Annotated in this window: 19 protein-coding genes; 4 read left to right on the top strand and 15 right to left on the bottom strand. The window is 72.2% G+C overall.

Annotated elements, in window-relative coordinates:
- The first annotated feature begins 221 nt into the window (after positions 1–221).
- The 3 genes from OG534_RS17450 to OG534_RS17440 all read left to right on the top strand — a co-directional run bounded on the left by OG534_RS17450 (position 222) and on the right by OG534_RS17440 (position 1,806).
- On the top strand, positions 222–689 hold the full coding sequence (locus OG534_RS17450; RefSeq protein ID WP_326588978.1) for a hypothetical protein: 468 nt from the start codon (positions 222–224) through the stop codon (positions 687–689).
- 166 nt (positions 690–855) lie between these two features.
- Complete coding sequence (locus OG534_RS17445; RefSeq protein ID WP_326588977.1) at positions 856–1,530, top strand: DUF998 domain-containing protein; 675 nt, start codon at positions 856–858, stop codon at positions 1,528–1,530.
- 63 nt (positions 1,531–1,593) lie between these two features.
- Complete coding sequence (locus tag OG534_RS17440) at positions 1,594–1,806, top strand: DUF4287 domain-containing protein (RefSeq protein WP_326588976.1); 213 nt, start codon at positions 1,594–1,596, stop codon at positions 1,804–1,806.
- Between the two features lie 39 nt (positions 1,807–1,845).
- Here the strand turns inward: OG534_RS17440 and OG534_RS17435 are convergent, their stop codons facing one another.
- A complete protein-coding gene (locus OG534_RS17435) occupies positions 1,846–2,373 on the bottom strand; it encodes a DUF1772 domain-containing protein (RefSeq protein ID WP_326588975.1) in 528 nt (175 codons plus the stop codon).
- A gap of 6 nt (positions 2,374–2,379) precedes the next feature.
- Entirely contained in the window at positions 2,380–3,345 is a 966-nt protein-coding gene (sigJ, locus tag OG534_RS17430) for an RNA polymerase sigma factor SigJ (protein WP_326588974.1), read from the bottom strand.
- A 187-nt stretch (positions 3,346–3,532) separates the two neighbouring features.
- Here sigJ (OG534_RS17430) and OG534_RS17425 point away from each other — a divergent pair, with 187 nt between their 5' ends.
- The gene (locus OG534_RS17425; RefSeq protein ID WP_326588973.1) at positions 3,533–3,937 is read left to right on the top strand and encodes a hypothetical protein; all 405 of its coding nucleotides are present in this window, start codon (positions 3,533–3,535) and stop codon (positions 3,935–3,937) included.
- A gap of 40 nt (positions 3,938–3,977) precedes the next feature.
- Here OG534_RS17425 and OG534_RS17420 read toward each other — a convergent pair whose 3' ends face one another.
- The 13 genes from OG534_RS17420 to OG534_RS17360 form a co-directional block, all read right to left on the bottom strand.
- Positions 3,978–5,210 (bottom strand): NAD(P)/FAD-dependent oxidoreductase, encoded by a 1,233-nt coding sequence (locus OG534_RS17420; RefSeq protein WP_326588972.1) that lies wholly within the window; start codon positions 5,208–5,210, stop codon positions 3,978–3,980.
- A gap of 133 nt (positions 5,211–5,343) precedes the next feature.
- On the bottom strand, positions 5,344–6,288 hold the full coding sequence (sigJ, locus tag OG534_RS17415; protein ID WP_326588971.1) for an RNA polymerase sigma factor SigJ: 945 nt from the start codon (positions 6,286–6,288) through the stop codon (positions 5,344–5,346).
- 50 nt (positions 6,289–6,338) lie between these two features.
- A complete protein-coding gene (locus OG534_RS17410) occupies positions 6,339–7,310 on the bottom strand; it encodes an alpha/beta hydrolase (RefSeq protein WP_442807097.1) in 972 nt (323 codons plus the stop codon).
- 248 nt (positions 7,311–7,558) lie between these two features.
- A complete protein-coding gene (locus OG534_RS17405) occupies positions 7,559–8,293 on the bottom strand; it encodes an ABC transporter permease (RefSeq protein ID WP_326588970.1) in 735 nt (244 codons plus the stop codon).
- Between the two features lie 4 nt (positions 8,294–8,297).
- Positions 8,298–9,089 carry an ABC transporter ATP-binding protein gene (locus tag OG534_RS17400; RefSeq protein WP_326588969.1) on the bottom strand — a complete coding sequence of 264 codons (792 nt, stop codon included), beginning with the start codon at positions 9,087–9,089 and terminating at the stop codon, positions 8,298–8,300.
- 95 nt (positions 9,090–9,184) lie between these two features.
- The gene (lxmJ, locus tag OG534_RS17395) at positions 9,185–10,210 is read right to left on the bottom strand and encodes a F420-dependent peptide dehydroalanine reductase LxmJ (RefSeq protein ID WP_326588968.1); all 1,026 of its coding nucleotides are present in this window, start codon (positions 10,208–10,210) and stop codon (positions 9,185–9,187) included.
- 5 nt (positions 10,211–10,215) lie between these two features.
- Complete coding sequence (locus OG534_RS17390) at positions 10,216–11,469, bottom strand: M16 family metallopeptidase (protein WP_326588967.1); 1,254 nt, start codon at positions 11,467–11,469, stop codon at positions 10,216–10,218.
- Positions 11,466–12,767, bottom strand: coding sequence for a M16 family metallopeptidase (locus OG534_RS17385; RefSeq protein WP_326588966.1), 1,302 nt, complete (start codon positions 12,765–12,767; stop codon positions 11,466–11,468). Before OG534_RS17385 ends, OG534_RS17390 begins: the two co-directional genes overlap by 4 nt.
- Positions 12,764–13,567, bottom strand: a complete 804-nt coding sequence (locus OG534_RS17380; protein ID WP_326588965.1) for a class I SAM-dependent methyltransferase — start codon at positions 13,565–13,567, stop codon at positions 12,764–12,766. The genes OG534_RS17385 and OG534_RS17380 overlap by 4 nt, the downstream gene beginning before the upstream one ends.
- Before the next feature lies 1 nt (position 13,568).
- Positions 13,569–14,579, bottom strand: a complete 1,011-nt coding sequence (locus OG534_RS17375) for a T3SS effector HopA1 family protein (protein WP_326588964.1) — start codon at positions 14,577–14,579, stop codon at positions 13,569–13,571.
- Positions 14,576–15,721 (bottom strand): class V lanthionine synthetase subunit LxmK, encoded by a 1,146-nt coding sequence (gene lxmK / locus OG534_RS17370; RefSeq protein ID WP_326588963.1) that lies wholly within the window; start codon positions 15,719–15,721, stop codon positions 14,576–14,578. The genes OG534_RS17375 and lxmK overlap by 4 nt, the downstream gene beginning before the upstream one ends.
- Entirely contained in the window at positions 15,718–16,668 is a 951-nt protein-coding gene (locus tag OG534_RS17365; protein WP_326588962.1) for a hypothetical protein, read from the bottom strand. Before OG534_RS17365 ends, lxmK begins: the two co-directional genes overlap by 4 nt.
- Positions 16,665–17,252 (bottom strand): flavoprotein, encoded by a 588-nt coding sequence (locus OG534_RS17360; protein WP_326588961.1) that lies wholly within the window; start codon positions 17,250–17,252, stop codon positions 16,665–16,667. The genes OG534_RS17365 and OG534_RS17360 overlap by 4 nt, the downstream gene beginning before the upstream one ends.
- Between the last annotated feature and the right edge of the window lie 55 nt (positions 17,253–17,307).

The raw sequence follows: 17,307 nt of genomic DNA, 5'->3' as shown, positions 1-17,307 counted from the left end.
AAGGCGGCGGGTCGAGAGGCGCCACCACGACGGTCGCGGCACGTCCTTCGACCGGACCGCCGCGAGCGGCCGCATTGGATCATGGCCGAAACTCGCCTGTCTACTGTGCTGTAGGACAGTAGTCGTGCCTGCTCGGGCGACCTATTCTGCGAGCGCTCGGTCCCGACGCCTCCGGAGTGCCGCGTTCCCCTCCCACCCCGTTCACGCTCACCGGAGTCTCCATGTTCGTTCGCCCGGCCGCGCTAGGAAGCGCGGCGGTGGCCCTGCTCGCCTCCGCCCTCGTCTCCGGCTGCTCGGGAGGTTCCGCCGAACCGACGAGTGCGAAGTCGCCCCCGCCGAGCGCCCAGGAGGTGGCGTACTACCGCTGCCTCGAAGCGAACGGCGTCATCCTGGAGAAGCGCGACGACGGCCGGCTCCGCGTGGACAAGGACAGGTTCGACGCCGACGTCGAGACCAAGGCCGCGGCGAAGTGCGTGGACCAGCTGCCTCCCGAGCAGGCGGCCGCGCCGGCCCCGGCCGAGTTCCTGGCCAAGGCGAGGAAGCTCAGCGCCTGCGTGCGCGAGAACGGCTTCCCCGGCTACCCGGACCCCGATCCGAAGACCGCCCAGGTCGAGTTGACCGCCGAGCAGCAGCCGACGTACCGCACGCCCGAGTTCCAGGCCGCCGCCAAGAAGTGCTCCTCTGAATAGCGCGGCGGCGCGTGCGGCGTGTGGGGTGCGTGCGGCGCGTACGCCCGTCTCGGGAGGCTGACCGCTCCGGACGGCTGTGATGTGACCCAGGTCACTCAGGCCGAATCGATGACTTCGCCTTCCGCCACCGGTCATACGTGCAGGACCTCAACGAGGAAGGCACGTCATGGCACACACGCTCAGCTCCCCCGCCAACGTCGTCCGCTCCACCGACGCGCCGCGCCCGGTGACGCGGGCCCTGCTGGCCGGCGGCGTCGTGGCGGGCCCGGTGTTCCTGGGCGCGGGCGTCGCTCAGGGTCTCGCGCGCGAAGGCTTCGACTTCACCCGCAACGCGATCAGCCAGCTCGCCCTCGGCGACCTCGGGTGGATCCAGGTGGCGAACTTCCTGCTCACCGGCGCCCTGGTCATCGCCGGAGCGGTCGGGATGGGCCGGACCCTGCACGGCGTCCCCGGCGGAGCCTGGGCCGCGCGCCTGGTCGCCGTGTTCGGCGCCTCGTTCCTGGCCGCCGCGGCGTTCCCCGCGGACGCCGGGGCCGGCTTCCCCATCGGCGCCCCCGAAGCCGCGTCGCTCAGCGCCCACGGCGCCGTCCACATGCTCGGCGGCATGCTCGGCTACCTCGCGCTGTGCGCCGCCTTCCTCGTACTGGCACGCTCCCTCGGCTCCCTCGGACACCACGGCTGGGCCCTGGCCGCCCGCCTGGCGCCGGCGGGCGTCCTCGCCGGCTTCGCGGGCTCCTCCGTCTCCGTTCTCGCCTTCACCGTGGGAGCCGGGCTCGGCCTGGCAGGCCTGACCGCGGTGACGGCCAGGCTGGCCACCACGGCGCCGCAGCCGACCCACTAGTCATCCGCCACCCCATTCCCCTCCCCCATCGATCTCATCTCGCTGCAGGAAGCAGGGACACACATGACCGACGCCGTGAAGGGCCCCGCCGCCTACTTCCCCTCGATCGAGAAGAAGTACGGCCGCACGATCGCCGAGTGGAAGGACCTCATCCGCTCCTCGTCGCTGACCAGGCACATGGAGCTCGTCTCCTGGCTCAAGTCCGAACACGGCCTGGGACACGGCCACGCCAACGCCTTGGTCGCCCACACGCTTGCCGAGAACAGCGGCCAGTGAGCGGATTCCGGCGCAACGGCTGCCCCGCTCGGTCGAGGGTCACGACGCTGCGCCTGGGCTCGGCTCGCCACATGGCTGCTTCCCGCCCGTCGGGGGTCGCTTCAGGGCGAGGACGATCAGCAGGGCGAAGGCGGTGAGGGCGGTGAGCGTGCGCAGGTTGTTGAAGAGCTCCCAGCGCCGCAGGATCTCCGCGTGATCGACCGGTGCCGAGGTGAGCGCCCATTCCTTGATCCGGCCGTTGATCGGCACGTTGCCGAGCCGGGTGATGAGAAAGGACGTCAGCGTCAGCAGCGCTGCCGTACCCGCGATCAGCCGGGTACGGCCGTGCGTCAGGGCCGCGAGGGTGAGGGAGCTCAGCGTCGACACGGCCATCGCGGCCTGCATGGTGATGCCGTTCATCTTCATCAGCTCGGCGTGGAACGACAGCCGCATGTCGAGCGGCACTGCGTTGAAGGTGGGGACGAGGTTGGCCGCGCCGTAGCCGAACGCCCCGGCGAGGAGGCCGGTCGCGAGCAGGGCGAGTCCCAGGAGGAGGCGGGTGAGGCGGATGCGCAGGTGCGTGGGCACGCCTGGTCAGCCCTCTCCGTTCTCGGTCCACGGGCGGAGCTTCTCCGGGTTGCGGACCGCCCAGATGCGGGTGATGCGGTCGCCGGTGAGGCTGAACGCCGCCACGGTGACGGTGACGCCGGAGTGCTGGGCGACCAGGCCGGGCCGGCCGTTGACCGTCCGTTCCAGGAGCGTCAGCCCCGGCGCCTTGTCGGAGATGTGGATCAGGTACTGGGCGATGTGCTCGCTGCCCTCGACCGGGCGCAGGACGGTGCCGACCATGCCGCCGCCGTCGGCGGTCATCGTGGCGTCGGGGTCGAGGAGGCCGACGAGGGCCTTGATGTCCTTGGCCTCCCACGCCTCCTTGAAGTCCCGTACCAGGGCGGCCTGCCCGGCCGCCGAAACCGCCGGAACCGCCGGGGCGTGCGCGGCGCGGATGCGCCGGCGGGCCGAGGACGCCAGCTGCCGGCAGGCCGCGGGCGTCCGGCCGACGATGTCGGCGACCTCGGCGAAGGGGTAGCGGAAGACGTCGTGCAGGATGAACGCCACGCGTTCGGCCGGCGTCATCGACTCCAGTACGACGAGGAAGGCCATGTTCACCGACTCGTCCAGGGTGATCCGGTCGGCGGGGTCGGCCGGTTCGGCGCTGCTGCCGCCCGCCCGTCCGCTGATCCACTCCGTACGGTCGGGCAGCGGCTCGGGTATCCACGCGCCGACGTACCGCTCGCGCCGGGCCCGCGCCGACCCGAGCAGGTCCAGGCAGATGCGGCCGGCGACCGTCGTCAGCCAGGCGCCGGGTGACTCGATCGCCTCCTGCTGCTGCCGCGACATCGCGTACCAGCGGGTGTAGGTCTCCTGCACGGCGTCCTCGGCCTCGGCCAGTGAACCGAGCAGCCGGTAGGCGAGGTTGATCAGCTGGCGCCGTTCGCCGACGACCGCGCTCAGGTCCGGCTCGGACGACTCGTGCCCTGACCGCTCGGATGGGGTGCTCATGTTCGCGACCGCTCCCTGGTTCTTCTGTCTGGTCCGCTTCGGCTCTCTCAGCACTTCGACGAAACACTGCACCGGATGGTGAGTTCAACGGAGTTCTGCGCTTCGCCTCACATTTCGGGGGCCCGCGTCGTCGGACTGTCGAGACACTGACGATCCACCGCCGCGAGGCAGAAGAGGGGGCCGCGCCATGGCCACGCAGACGACGGCAGTACCGGTCCGGATCACGTTCGTGCAGGTAGCGATAGCCGTACAGACCCTGGCCCTCTTCTTCCAGGCGGCAACCGCCGGCCTCCTGCTGTCCTCGTCGTACGGTGCGACACTGCACGACGTCGGCTCACGCGTGATGTACGGCGCATCGATGCTGTACGTGCTCGCCGCGATCCTGGCATGGCGGCCGGGCGGCGGCTCGCCCCGCCCCATCCTGTACGCGTCCGGTTTCCTCGTCCTCGCCTCGGTGCAGGTGGTGCTGGGCATCGCGCACATGCCCTCGCTCCATGTCCCCCTGGGCATCCTGATGTTCGGCCTGAGCATGCTGGATCTGGGCCAGGTGCTGTTCACCCGCTTGTCGCAGCGCACCGGCACCCGGCCGTAGCCGACCGCCCTGACGATCCGCGTCCGCGTCCGTGGCGGGGTCAGACCGCTGCCTGCGCCTGTGCGCGGTTCCGGTCCTCCTGCCGTACGACACGCCGGCGCCGGGACGGCATGCCCAGGGTCGGGTTGGCGACGCTCCAGGCCGCGCCCTTGCAGATCAGTTCCTTGAAGAGGGCGGCCGTGCGGCCCGTCAGTGCCTTGTCGACTGCCTGGTCGTCGGCGGTGACGGACTGGATCAGGCCCTCCTTGCGGCCGAGGGAGACGCACTGCTTGGAGTAACCGATCGAGACGTGGGGGACCTTGGTGCCGGTGAGACGGGCGGCGATGGCGTCGGCGGCCTGCCAGGCCATGGGGACGCCCGAGGCGCAGGACATGCGCAGCGGCTTGTCGCCCGGGCCGATCGCCATCGCCGCGTCGCCCACGGCGTACACGTCCGGGTGGGAGACCGAGCGCATCGTGGTGTCGACCACGATCTGGCCGCGGTCGGTGAGCTCCAGGGCGGTGGCCCGGGCGATCGGGTGGACGGCGAAGCCGGTGGTCCAGACGGTGACGTCGGCGGGGATGGTCCGGCCGTCGGCGGTCGTCACGCCGTGCGCCTCCACGGCGCCGACCCTGGTGTGTTCGTGGACCGTGATGCCGAGCTTGTCCACCACCTTCCGCAGGTGGGCGCGGCCCTTCTCCGAGAGCCAGTCGCCGAGGGCGCCGTGGGCGGCCAGGGCGACGTCGAGGTCCGGACGGGCCTCGGCGATCTCGGTCGCGGCCTCCAGGCCGGTCAGGCCGCCGCCGACCACGATCACGGGCCGGCCGGCGTCCAGGGCGGCCAGGCGATCGCGGAGGCGCAGGGCGCCGGGGCGGCTGGACACCTCGTGGGCGTGTTCGGCGGTGCCGGGGACGCCGCCGTCGTTCCAGCCGCTGCCGAGGGCGTAGACCAGAGTGTCGTATTCCAGCGCCTCCAGCGCTTCCCGCTCCTCCAGCGCCTCCCGCTCGGGGCTGTCGGGGGTGGTGGCGACCGTCACCGTCTTGCGGTCCACGTCCACGGCGGTGACCTTCGCGCGCTTCAGTTCCACGCCCGTGCCCGCGAACATCTCGCCGAACGGCCGGGGCGTGAGGTGCTGGCCGGCCGCGATCTGGTGCAGCCGGACGCGCTCGACGAAGTCGGGCTCGGGGTTGACGAGGGTGATGGTGACGTCCTCGCGGTGCAGCCGCTTGGCGAGGCGGCCGGCGGCGACGGCGCCGGTGTAGCCGGCTCCGAGGACGATGATGCGGTGCTGCATGTCCGTGCTCCTGTCTGGGCGGGGCTGCCGTTGTCCGGCGTGGTTTCGCCCCTTGAACCGGACAGCCCCCCGTTCCCTGACAGGATCCGGATGTGACCTGCGTCACATCTCCTCACGCCTCCTCCCCACCCCCTCAGAGGGTGTGGAGCGGGGCCTCCCGGTGGTCCGCGGCGGCCCACTGCTCGGTCGCGCGGACGAGCTTGTCGGGGTTGACCTGGTTGCGGATCGCGGCAATGCCCTCCGCAGTGACCTCCAGGCAGGTGATCGCGACGACCCGCCCGTCCACGACCGCCACGATCGCGGGCCCGCCGTTCGCGGTCGTGGCGTAGATCTCGGGCGCGCCGCCGACGTGGGCCCGCTTCGCCGCGCTGGGCTTGAACAGGCCGCGCATGAACGTGGCGACCGCGAGCGCGCCCTCGAACGCCTTCGCGCGGGCCAGGACCTTCCCGCCGCCGTCGCCGACCGAGACGGCGTCCTGGGTGAGCAGGCGTACGAGGGGTTCGGTACGGCCACTGGTCGCCGCGGCCAGGAACTCCTCGACGATTCTCCGGGCGGCGACCTCGTCGATCTCGGTACGCGCCTTGCCGTCCGCGATGTGCTTCTTGGCCCGGTGGTGGATCTGCTGACTGGCGGCCTCGGTGATGTCCAGGATCTCGGCGATCTCCCGGTGCGGGTAGTCGAAGGCCGCGCGCAGCACGTACACCGCCCGCTCGCCCGGCGACAGCCGCTCCAGCAGGACGAGGACGGCGTACGACACCGACTCGCGCTGCTCGGCGGTGTCGGCCGGGCCGAGCATCGGGTCCCCGGTGAGCAGCGGCTCGGGCAGCCACCTCCCCACGTACGTCTCGCGCCGGGCGCGTGCCGAAGTGAGCATGTTGAGGCACCAGTTGGTGAGCACCTTCGTCAGCCAGGCCTCAGGCACCTCGATCCGTTCGACGTCGGCGGCCTGCCAGCGCAGGAACGTCTCCTGCACGGCGTCCTCCGCCTCGCTCGCCGAGCCGAGCAGCCGGTAGGCGATGGCCTCCAGCCGGGGCCTGGCAGTCTCGAACCGGTCCACGTCACTCATGATCAGGGCCATGCCCGCGATCCTAGGCGCCCCCGGGACGCAACGGCAGGCGAGCCGGCGGGCTACTCGTGCAGTGCTTGGCGCAGCGCTTCGACGGCCATCGTGCGTGCGACAACGGTCGCCTTGGAGTCGCGGAGGCTGTCGAGCATCAGGAAGTCATGGACCATCCCCAGCACGCGTACCGCCGTGACGTCCACTCCCGCCTCGCGCAGCTTGGCCGCGTACGCCTCGCCTTCGTCGCGCAGCACATCGGCCTCGTCGGTGATGACCAAGGTGGGCGGAAGGCCGCGGAGTTGCTCGATGTCGGCGCGCAGTGGCGAGGCATGGATTTCGGCGCGCTGCGCGGGGTCGGTGGTGTAGGCGTCCCAGAACCACTTCATCCCGTCGCGGGTGAGGTAGTAGCCATCGGCGAACTGCTGGTACGAAGGGGTGTCGAAGTCGGCATCGGTGACCGGGTACAGCAGCACCTGGGCCGCCAGGCGGACATCGCCGCGTTCCTTGGCCATCAGCGCGAAGACGGCGGACATGTTGCCGCCGACCGAATCGCCGCAGACCGCCATCCGGGAGGCATCGAGGTTCCGTTCCTCGCCGTTCTGGACGATCCACTTGCCGACCGCGTAGTTCTGCTCGATCTGAGTGGGGTACTTCGCCTCGGGGGCGAGGTCGTAGACCGGGAAGACCACCGCGGCCTCCGATCCGGTCGCCAGTTCCCGGACCAGTCGGTCGTGCGTGGTCTCGTCGCCGAACACCCATCCGGCGCCGTGGATGTACAAGACCACCGGGAGGGTTTTCGTCACGCCCCCGGGGCGGATGATCCGGGCTCGGACCTGGCCGTATCGACCTGCGTCGACCTGCACCCACTCCTCGTCCACCGCGGGCTTGGCCACTCCCTGGCCCGCCTGGAGACCATCAAGGATCTCTCGGCCGTTCTCCGGTGGGACTTCGTAGAGGCGGGGGTGCGGCTTCGTGGCATCCACCAGTTCCTGGGCCGCGGGCTCCAGGACCGGCGTCGGGAGCAACGAAGAAATAGCCATGGCGTGCCTCCTGCCTCACAATGCGGTCGCGACGACCATCTCCCATCGTCTCTCAGCAGCGCACCGGTGCAACCGTGGCACGGATCTGGCACGGATCTGGCGCGGGGAGGGGTGGAGAGGCCGGGGCAACGCAAAGGCCCCGGGTCTGTGACCTGGGGCTTTGCTGTGGAGCGGACGACGGGAGACGACGGGAGACGACGGGAATCGAGCCCGCGCCATCAGCCGAGGCATCTTCGCAGCGTCACACGTCACACGTCGCGACGGGCGAAGAGCCGATGCGCCAGCAGCGCCAGCGCCGCGCCCCACGCGACCAGGACCAGCAGACCGTACGGCGCATCCAGCGCGCCCGGGAAGGTCAGACGGTCACCCAGCACGCTCAGCTGCGCTCCGTCCGGGAGGAAGCGGCCCACCTTCGGGAACTGGCCCAGCACCATCAGCTGACCGAACGTCCCCCACACCACCAGGCCGATGACCGCGACCAGTTGACTGCGCACGACGAATCCGACCGCCGCACCCCACGGGCCTGCCAGAGCGCAGACCGTGACGACCGCGGCCGCGATCTGCCAGCTGCGCCCGTCCAGGACCAGCGCGGCGTCCTTGGCCGAGAACGCGGCAGCTCCGATCGCCAGCGAGCACAGCACCGAGACCACGCCGAAGACCAGCCCCGCCAGGGCCGCCACCAGCAGCTTCGCGCCGACGACGGCGCCGCGCCCGGGGGCGTACAGCACGCTGCGGCCGATCGAGCCCGATTTGAATTCACCCGTCACCAGCAGCGCGCCGAAGACCGTGGCGAACAGGGCCGCGGAGCCCGCGAGCTTGATGACCCGGTGGGAGGTCTCCACCGCTGCCGCGTGGAGCTCGACTTCGGCGTGGACCGCACCGAGCTGGCCGAGCGCGACGAGCGCCAGCGCGACCAGGAGCAGGCCGGGAAGGGCAGCGCCGGAGCGAGCCTTGAGTGTCTCGGCAGCAATGTGATGTTGCATCGAGTTACGCACGAGAAGCCTCCCGGTGGGAAAGGGAGCCCCTGACGGGGCTGTCGGCAGGACCTTCGACCAGCCCGAAGTACGCGTCCTCCAAGCGGCCGTTGCCCCGTCGGATCAGGTCCTGCAGGGAGCCCGTGAACAGGACCGAGCGACGCAGTACGACGATGTCGTCCACGCTCTGCTCGACCTCCGAGAGCATGTGGCTCGCGATGAGCACGGTCCTGCCCTCCGCGGCGACCTGCTCGACCAGCCGGCGCATCCAGCGGATGCCGTCCGGATCGAGTCCGTTCAGCGGCTCGTCGAGGATGAGGAGCTCGGGGTCCGGGAGGAGGGCGACGGCCAGCGCCAGGCGCTGCCGCATGCCGGTGGAGAGGGCACGGATGCGCTTGCGGGCCGCGCCGCCCTCCAGGCCCACCTGCGCGAGCACCTCGTCGATGCGGGATGCGGGCAGACCGAGCGCACGGGCGGATATCTCCAGCTGCCGCCGTACGGTCATCCGCGGAGGGAAGCCGATGGCGTCCATGACGACGCCGATCCGCCGGGCCCGCTCCGGCGCCGTACCGGGCTCCGTGCCCAGGACGAGCGCGGTGCCGCTGTCCGGGCGGGCCAGGCCCAGCAGGATCCGCAGCAGGGTGCTCTTGCCGGCGCCGTTGGGGCCGAGCAGGCCGGTGACCTTTCCCGGCCTCAGCTCGAAGGAGACGTCCTCCAGCGCCCGGTGGTCGCCGAATCTCTTGCCGATGCCCGACAAGGCGACGCTGGCGCTGTCTGCGCGGTGCGGGTGTTCCCTGCTGTTCACGACTCTTCTTCCTGCTCGGGCTGCCGGACGATGGAAGCGGAATGCTCTATCCGCACTTCCCAGCAAAGCAGTTGGGGTTCGCCTCCCGTGGCCGCTCAGCCCGCAGCATGCTGCCGCGGGCGCGGCAGCATCCTGTCGCAGGCGGCGAGGACCTCCTCCATGTCGGCGACTGCCGCGTGCACGCCTTCGGTCAGCAGGACGCCCGAGGGATTGAGCATCACCTCGTCCACCCCCGCGCGGCGGTAGCCGTCGAGAGCCTCGGCGATCTCCTCCGGGGTGCCGGTGACGACGACCTGCCCGCCCAGCAGCGCGTCAGCCGTGCCGACCGGGTCGTGCGGGTCCACGGCGACACCGGCCTTGCTCAGCATGTCGGCGTAATGCGGGGCTTCCAGGTGCCGGCCCGCCGCGGCCAGGGCGAGACGGCGGGGATCCCTCCCCGGGCGTACGACCGCGACATGGACGGCGGTGGCGATCCTCGGCCGGACGCCGCGCCCCTGCGCGCCTTCGTGCAGGGCGGGCCGGAGCGTCCCCGCGATGTAGGACGGCGGGGTCATCCAGGTGACGGCCACATCGGCGACCTCCCCGGCGGTCCGGGCCATGCCGGGGCGCAGCACCCCGGCGCCGACCTCGACCCGCGGCGCGTGGTCCAACGGCAGGAGGCCGCCGTGCATCTGGTGGTACGGGCCCTCGTGGCGGACCGTCTCGCCGTCGAGGAGGGAGCGTACGGAGGAGAGGTAGTCACGGACCGCGGTACGCGGGCTCGCGTACGGGCTGCCGGTGAGACCCGCCACGAAGTCCGGGTTGCCGATGCCGAAGCCTGCCACGACCGGCTGACCGGTGATGAGCGCGAGGGAGCGGGCCTGGAGCGCGGCCTCGTAGGGGTGGCGCAGCGGCAGCAGCGTCACGCTCGTGCCGACCGGAACGGTATGGCCCATCCCCGCGAGATGTGCCAGAACCTGGTGCGTCTCGGCCTTGAAGGACTGGCACATCCACAGCCTGCGGGCGCCGCTGCGCTGCACGAGGGAGGCGAAGGGGGCGACGAGTTCGGGGTGGTCGGGCTGGAGGGGGTAGAGGACCGCGGGGGTGTGCGGGGCGGGATCGGCCGGGGGCGTCGCGTTCACTGGATCTACCGGTCGCTTTCGTCGTCGTCGAGGGTCGCGATCAGGGTTCGGGACGGGTGGAGGAATCGCGCTGCCGCCTCCGCGACATGTGCGTGCGTCACCTCGGCGAGGGCGCGGCGGTACGTCGCCAGCCAGTCCAGGGGCAGCCCGGCCGCCGCGAAGCCGGCCAGCGCGCTCGCCTCCTCGGTCCGGGTGGCGAGTGCGAAGCGCGTGAACCCGGTCGCGTAGGCGCGGGCCCGGTCGAGCTCCTGCGGGGTGGGGCCGTCTGCGGCGAGTTCCCGCAGGCAGTCGGTGATCTCCTCGGCGATCCGGGCCGCCGTGCCGGGCGCCCCGGCACACTCGATCTCCAGCCAGTCGCCCGCCCGGTTCCCCCGGATCTGTGCGGATATCGCGTACGCGAGCCCGTGCCGGTCCCGGACCCGGCGGGCCAGCAGCGAGGACGCGTACCCGCCGAGGGCCAACTGGGCGAGGTGCAGCGGGGCGTGACCGGGGTCGGTGGCGGGGACGGCGGGGCCGGCCGTGAGCACGAGAGCCTGACCGGCGGAGCCCGCGGGTGTGGGCCCGGCGGGGACCGTGATCCGGCCGGGGAGCGGCGTGCGGCGTACGAAGCGCGGCAGGACCAGCCCGGACGGGCCGCCCGTCCAGTCCGCCAGCCGCTCCTGGACCAGGGCCGTGACGTCGTCGGGTGCGTCACTGGTCATGACCAGCAGCACCGAGCCCTGCGGTACGACGGCCCGTGCGTGCAGGTCGTACAGGTCGCCGGTCCCCGGCTCGCCGCTCTGCCCGACCGGCGGGTCCATGAGCGGGTGGCTGCCGAAGGCATGGCTCAGCAGGGCCCGCCGGAGCCGCTGCCGGGGGCCCGGGATGCGAGGGACGTCGGCAGCGCGCCGCCGGACGAGGGCGAGTTCGCGTTCCCGGTAGGCCGGGCGCAGCAGCAGATCGGCGAGGAGGTCCAGCGCGCCGGGCAGCCCGGCGGACAGCACGCTCGTCGCCATGACCAGCGACTCGGCGGTGACGACGGTGCTCAGTTCGGCGCCCAGGTCGGCCGCCCGGTCGGCGATGTCCTGGCGGCTGCCGTCTCCGGCCGTGGTGCCGGTGCCGAGGCACCCGGCGAGCAGCTCCCGGGCGGGGGTCAGGTGAGGCGCGGTACGGGCGTACGGCAGGACCAGACGCAGCTCGGCGAGCGGTGCGCCCGGCGCGTGGACGACGACGACCCGCAGGCCGTTGCCGAGGGTCGTGTCGGTGGTCTTCCGGTTCACCGGTTCTCTCCGAGTTCGGTCACCGAGCAGGGTCCGGACAGCAGGACGCGGGCTGCGGCGGATACGTCGTCCGGGGTCACCCGGGCCAGGTCACCGGGAAGCGCGGCGAGACCGCCGCTGCCGGGGAAGAGCAGTGCCGTGCGCCCCTGGGTGACGCTGCGGGCGGTGAGGGAGTCCGCGGTGCGGTGACAGGCGAGGAGCAGCGCGTTGACCGCCCGCTGGTGCTCGTCCGCGCCCGCGGGGCGTTCGGCCGCGTCGCGCAGGACCTCCAGCCAGCTGTCGACCGCCTCCTCGGCGGATACTCCGGGCGCCCGGGCCAGGAGTACGAGGGCCAGATCGGGCGCGGCCGACGCGAGCCACTGCCCGTGATAGCCGCAGGTGATCCGGGCGGAGGTGAGGCGGGAGTCGCGCCGGGTGAGCTGCGGCAGGCGGTGCCGGCCGAGCGCCTCGGCCAGGACGACCTGGGCCAGGTAGGCGTGCCGGTGGGACACCGGGTCGGGCAGGGGGTATCCAAGGGCGACACCGCTGACGGGGGAGGGCAGCGGTGCCGTCCGGATCGGGGCCGGCGTGGATGCCGGCGTGGATGCCGAAGCGGAAGCTGAAGCTGAAGCGGGAACGGGAACGGGTGCCGGATGCGGTGCGGCGACGGGGTCGTCGGCCGGCGCGGTACCGGCCGGCAGCGGTGCGAAGAGCGAGTCCACCGAGGCCGCCACCCGGTCCGCGTCCACGTCCCCCGTCACCGACAGCACCAGCGCGTCCGCCCGGTAGTGGCGGCGGAAGAAGGCCGTCGCGTCGGCGGCGGTGATGCCGGCCAGCTCCTCCGGCGTACCGAAGCTGTCGCGGCTGCCGGGGTGAAGCGCCTCCAGAGCCGTCTCCCAGAACCGGCCCCCGGCCGCCGCGCCCCGGATCTCCTCGGCGATCACACCGGTCTCCGTTCGGAGCACGGCCTCCTCGGGAGCGAAGGTGAGCAGCCGCCGCGCCTCCCACTCCAGGACGTCCGGCAGCATCCCGGCCGGCACGGTGGTGTGGAAGACGGTGTGGTCGCGGTGCGTCTCCGCGTTGCAGACTCCGCCCGCGCCCTCGACCCGGGCGACGTGGCTGTCCAGGCCGTCGTCCCCGCCCATGCGCGGGAACATCAGGTGCTCGACCAGGTGGGCCATGCCGTGCTGCCCCGCCGGGTCGTCGTCGCCGCCCACCGCCACCGTCAGCGCGACCGAGACGAGGCCGCTCCCGTGGCCCGGCAGCGGTTCCACCGACAGCCTGAGGCCGTTCGGCAGCCGGCCGGCGTACGGACTCATGCCAGCGGCCGGAAGACGGAGACGCACATCTTGCGGCTGTCACCGCCGTCGAAGGGCTGCTCCTGCCAGCCGGAGTAGCGGCCGACCAGTTCCAGGCGGGCGATCGCCGCCAGCAGGTCCAGCTCGCTCGGCCACAGGTAACGCATGACCGTGGAGGAGGACTTGGGAGCGGCGCCGTCCAGGAAGAGGGTGCTGTTCAGCAGCATGTTCTGCGACGCGGGCAGCACGTCCAGCGATTCGATCACGACACCGCGGGTGCCGACCGGGCGCGTGGTGATCTCGCTCTTGCGCTGGACGTGATAGTCGCTCGGATCGAACGTCTCGATCACCACATGACCGTCTGCCGCCGTGTGCCGGGCCACCGCGTGCATCAGCGCGATCTGCTCGTCGATCGCCATCGCGCAGCACAGCACGTTGAAAGGCGCCAGCACCACATCGAAGGTCCGCCCCAGGTCGAGGGAGGCGAGGTCGCCGAGCACCGGGGTGATCCGGCCTTCCGGGTCCTTCTCCGCGAGCCGGGCGAGCATGCCCTCGGACGTCTCCACCCCGTGGACCTGGAAACCCTGGTCGGCGAGGGGCAGGGCCACGCGCCCGGTTCCCACGCCGATTTCCAGGACGCTCGCGCCCGGCTCGGCGAGGGTCAGCAGGTACTCGGCGATTTCGGAGCTGCCGGGATAGATGTCGTCGTACACCTCGGCGATGGCGTCGCTGTAGGCCGTCGTGATGGCCGTGCCGAGGCTGGTCGCGTCCGTCGTCGTCGCGTCCACTGTCGTTGCGTCCATCGTCGTCGTGTCGCTCATGTCAGTTCCCCTCCGTCGTGGAGATGTTGTTCTCGGGGTGCAGCGGGTCGATCCCCGCCGCCCGGAATTCCCGGGCGATGTGCTCTTCCAAGGGGCCCCTCGGCGAGCCCTTCCTCCATCCGCCGGCCGCCGACGCGTGGTCGACCAGGGCCGTGGCCAGCGCGAAGCTGCGGTGCTGCCCGAAGCTCATGCTGCTCTGGCCCGGCCGCGGGTCCTTCGGATCCCACGCGGCCGCCACGCCCGGCGCGAGGCGCTCGGTGAACAGCGAGGTGTCCGCACCCGTCCCGGACAGGCCCCGCACCGCCTCGACCACGGCGCGCTCGCCCGGCTCGTGATCGCCGTGCAGATAGACGACCAGACCGTCCCGGCGCGGGAAGTCGTCCGGGTCGGACAGGGCCTTCGCGTGGTACAGCGCGCCGATCCGCTCCAGGGCCGCGAGGGTGGCCGCCCACAACGCCGCCGCGCTGTCCCCGTCGAGGGCGTGCAGGAAGAGTCTGCGGATGGCCCCGGCAGGGCGGGGCAGCGGGCGCGACCCCATGACGTAGAAGAAGCCGGGTGACAGGGCGGGCCGGGCCGCCTCCAGTGCCAGTTCCACGACGTCCCCGGGCCGGAGCCGCGCCCCGGGGTCGAGGAGCCGGTCGGCGGGCACCCGGGCGGTGATGTCCGGCAGGCGTACGACGAGCTGGCAGCCGCCGGGCCGGTGCAGCACCTCGATCAGCCGGCCCGGGGTGGGTGTCCAGGCGTGCGGGACGCCCGCCGCCAGCCGCTCCTCCAGGTGTACGTCGCGCAGACTGCGCCGGGGCGCACCGGCGGGGTCCCGCCGCTGCGCACCGTTCCCCGCGTGGAACTCCTCGTACAACGCGTTGGTGAGGCGCCCGCGCAGGTCACGGGGGCTGTCCGCGGTGATCTCGCGCCCGTCGACGGTGGCCTGGAGGGCGTCGCCCCGTACGGAGACCAGGTCGAGGGCGGACGCCAGCCTCGGGGCCAGGACCAGTGTGTCGGTGAGGGTCATCGGGAGCTCCCGGAAGGCGCTTCGAGCCGCAGCGTGGAGACGGCTCCGGACGGGTTGAGCAGCAGGACGCGTCCGATGCCGGCCGCCGCGCGGGCGACGGGATTGAGGATGGCGTGGGCCTGGGCCGTGGCGATCAGCCGGTCGTACATGTGCCAGCCCGCGAAGCCGACGGCCCGCTCGGCCAGCCCGGAGTCGGGAACGCGGCATTCGAGATAGCCCTGCCAGAAGGCGGCGATGCGGGGAACGTGTCGGCGCAGACTGGCCGCGCCGCGCTCGACGATCTCCTCGTGGGTGAGGCCGAAGCCCAGGGCGGGCGCGCCCGGGTCACCGGTCGGCGCGAACACGGAGTACGTCGCCTGGAAGAGCCATTCGCCGATGAAGGCGCCGACGTCGCGCGCCGGGTCGGCGATCCTGAACTCCTCCCAGTCGCAGAGGTAGAGCGTTCCCTCGTGGTGGATGAACTGGTCGAAGCGCAGATCGCAGTGGGCGGGGGTGAGCGGCGCGGCCTTCTCCCGGTCGCGCAGCAGATGCAGCGCGGAGACGACCTCGGCGTCGTCCTGGACCAGTTTCCAGGCGGCGATCTGCGCCATGCTGCGTTCCTGGAGCGCGCTCCACGGGAAGGCCACCAGCCAGCCCAGGGGCGGCAGCGGTGCCTCGCCGGAATCGACGTCGGTGCCGCTCGTGTCCAGCCCGTGCAAGGTGGCCACGGCGCGGCCCGCCGCACGGCACAGCGACTCGTCGAAGTCGCCGTCCAGGGCGACTTCGGAACCGGAGCGGGCGCCGGACAGCAGCCGGTAGGCGCTCAGCGCGGCCGCCCGGTGCGTGCCGAGGTGGGCGGGGGAGCGGAGCGGGGAGTCCGCGGGAAGCTGCCCGACGAGGTCCTCGTACGCCAGCGTGCGGTCGAGCTCGCGGCTGCTGCCGTCGGGTGCGCGGACGACGGTCTTCACGAAGACCTGGTCGCCGCTGGTCGTCGTACCCGCCCAGTTGTCGTTGCGCCCGCCGAACGCGGTGAGCCCGTCCGGTACGAAGCTGCCGAGACCGAGCTGTTGCAGCAGCTCGGTCACCTCGGGAGCGGAGTCCAGTTCGGTGGGCTGGTACCGCAGCAGCGCGGGCTGCTGCTCGGTCGAGGTCGCTGTAGTCATGACACTCCCTGGGGGACCGCTCTGCGGCCCTCCTCGTCGATCAACTCGGCGGTAAAGGCGATGTAGCCCAGGAGTTCGTCGTCCCACCCCCGGTAGATGGCGAAGTCCTGCATGTGTGTGACGACCCGGAGGACGGCGGCCCGTCCGATGAGCACCGGGTCCGGGCCGGGCCCGTAGGCCTCCAGCAGCACCCGCCGCAGATCCGAGGAGTCGTGCGGCGGCGCCGCCCAGGCCAGCTCGACGAGCTCGCCGAGCAGCCAGCCCAGGTCCAGCTCCGGGCGTCCGGCGGCGAGGTCCTCCCCGGTCAGCAGCGCCACCCTGCCCCGGCTCAGGGGCGGTATCAGGGCGCCGAGCGAGGCCCAGCCGTGGACCAGCGACCGGGTGCGGGGCCCGGTCGTTCCCCGGGCGGTGTCCGGCGCGAGGTCGTCGGCCCAGCCGAGCAGCCGGTCCATCCGGTCCTCGCCCCAGACCGAGAGGGTCCGGTCCTTCAGCTCACTGCTCCCGTACGCCCAGGCGCGCAGCCGCGTCAGTCCCGGCGGGGTACCGAGCGGGACCTCGTCGGGTACGGGTACCGCGTGCAGCGCGCGCAGGGCGCGTGCCGCCGAGGCCAGCGAGTGGGCCACGAGCGCGCGGGCCTGGGGACGGAAGTCCCTCAGCCAGGCGGCGGCGGAGGCCGTTCCGGCAACCCGGTGCAGGAGGCCGTCACCGGCCGGCTCCGGGACGGTCAGCAGCGCGGCGCCGGTCTCCGCGGCCAGGTGGGGGACCAGGTGAGCCGCGGGCGCGGTGAGCGGGCGCTCGACCTGCGCGCCGGGCCCCTGCCACCAGAGGAATCCGCCGTCCTGCGCTCGGTGGACGCGGGTGGTCTGCAGTCCCGTCCCGTACTCCGTGACCAGCTCAAGGCGGTGCAGGTCCGCGGGAGTCGGGACCGGCAGGGTGCCGGAGGTCATGGCTTCGCACCCTTCCTGCCGGTGACGTGGGCGACGCAGAGGTCGTACAGCTCGTTGAGCGGCGCGGAGCCGCCGTCCTCCAGCTCTCCGGTACTCGCGCTGACGGCGGGGATCGTCGGCGCGACGACCACGCCCGGCCGGGCCCGCAACAGGTCCAGGTGCCCTTGTACGACGGGACTCCTGTGGGCCGCGGGCGGCAGCGAGGGGGCGACGCCCACGACGGCCGCGGTGGACTGGAGGGCGAGCAGCAGAGGAGTATCGGTGATGCCGAGGGCGTACCGGCCGACGAAATGCAGCGTGGCCGGGTGTACCAGGACGAGATCGGCCCATCGCGCCAGCTCGACATGCGGCACGTCGACTCCGGAGAATTCACTCCAGTCGTCGATGAAGACCTCCTTGCCGGAAAGTACCGCGACCGCGTCCGCGGACACGAACCGCAGGGCCGAGCGGGTCAGCGCGACGCGTATCTCCGCCTCGGGGTGTGAATTCCTCAGCCAGTTGATCCAGAAGGGGAGGAAAGCCACCCCGAGTGCCCCTGTTCCGACGACGAGCACCCGCCTGAATCCGGTGGCCGGAACGTCCATGACTCCTCCTCTCGGGTGTTGTGGTGCGGACGGATGGGGGTGGGGGATCCATGCC

Source organism: Streptomyces sp. NBC_01294 (assembly GCF_035917235.1).
Classification (GTDB): Bacteria; Actinomycetota; Actinomycetes; order Streptomycetales; family Streptomycetaceae; genus Streptomyces; species Streptomyces caledonius.
This window is presented reverse-complemented; position numbering and strand designations above follow the sequence as displayed.

What these genes read in the sequence shown, in the direction of transcription:
- OG534_RS17450 (WP_326588978.1), top strand. Translation starts at nt 222, where the DNA reads ATGTTCGTTCGCCCGGCCGCGCTAGGAAGCGCGGCGGTGGCCCTGCTC.
- OG534_RS17445 (WP_326588977.1), top strand. Translation starts at nt 856, where the DNA reads ATGGCACACACGCTCAGCTCCCCCGCCAACGTCGTCCGCTCCACCGAC.
- OG534_RS17440 (WP_326588976.1), top strand. Translation starts at nt 1,594, where the DNA reads ATGACCGACGCCGTGAAGGGCCCCGCCGCCTACTTCCCCTCGATCGAG.
- sigJ (WP_326588974.1), bottom strand. Translation starts at nt 3,345, where the DNA reads ATGAGCACCCCATCCGAGCGGTCAGGGCACGAGTCGTCCGAGCCGGAC.
- OG534_RS17425 (WP_326588973.1), top strand. Translation starts at nt 3,533, where the DNA reads ATGGCCACGCAGACGACGGCAGTACCGGTCCGGATCACGTTCGTGCAG.
- OG534_RS17420 (WP_326588972.1), bottom strand. Translation starts at nt 5,210, where the DNA reads ATGCAGCACCGCATCATCGTCCTCGGAGCCGGCTACACCGGCGCCGTC.
- sigJ (WP_326588971.1), bottom strand. Translation starts at nt 6,288, where the DNA reads ATGGCCCTGATCATGAGTGACGTGGACCGGTTCGAGACTGCCAGGCCC.
- OG534_RS17410 (WP_442807097.1), bottom strand. Translation starts at nt 7,310, where the DNA reads ATGGCTATTTCTTCGTTGCTCCCGACGCCGGTCCTGGAGCCCGCGGCC.
- OG534_RS17405 (WP_326588970.1), bottom strand. Translation starts at nt 8,293, where the DNA reads ATGCAACATCACATTGCTGCCGAGACACTCAAGGCTCGCTCCGGCGCT.
- OG534_RS17385 (WP_326588966.1), bottom strand. Translation starts at nt 12,767, where the DNA reads ATGAGTCCGTACGCCGGCCGGCTGCCGAACGGCCTCAGGCTGTCGGTG.
- OG534_RS17380 (WP_326588965.1), bottom strand. Translation starts at nt 13,567, where the DNA reads ATGAGCGACACGACGACGATGGACGCAACGACAGTGGACGCGACGACG.
- OG534_RS17375 (WP_326588964.1), bottom strand. Translation starts at nt 14,579, where the DNA reads ATGACCCTCACCGACACACTGGTCCTGGCCCCGAGGCTGGCGTCCGCC.
- lxmK (WP_326588963.1), bottom strand. Translation starts at nt 15,721, where the DNA reads ATGACTACAGCGACCTCGACCGAGCAGCAGCCCGCGCTGCTGCGGTAC.
- OG534_RS17365 (WP_326588962.1), bottom strand. Translation starts at nt 16,668, where the DNA reads ATGACCTCCGGCACCCTGCCGGTCCCGACTCCCGCGGACCTGCACCGC.
- OG534_RS17360 (WP_326588961.1), bottom strand. Translation starts at nt 17,252, where the DNA reads ATGGACGTTCCGGCCACCGGATTCAGGCGGGTGCTCGTCGTCGGAACA.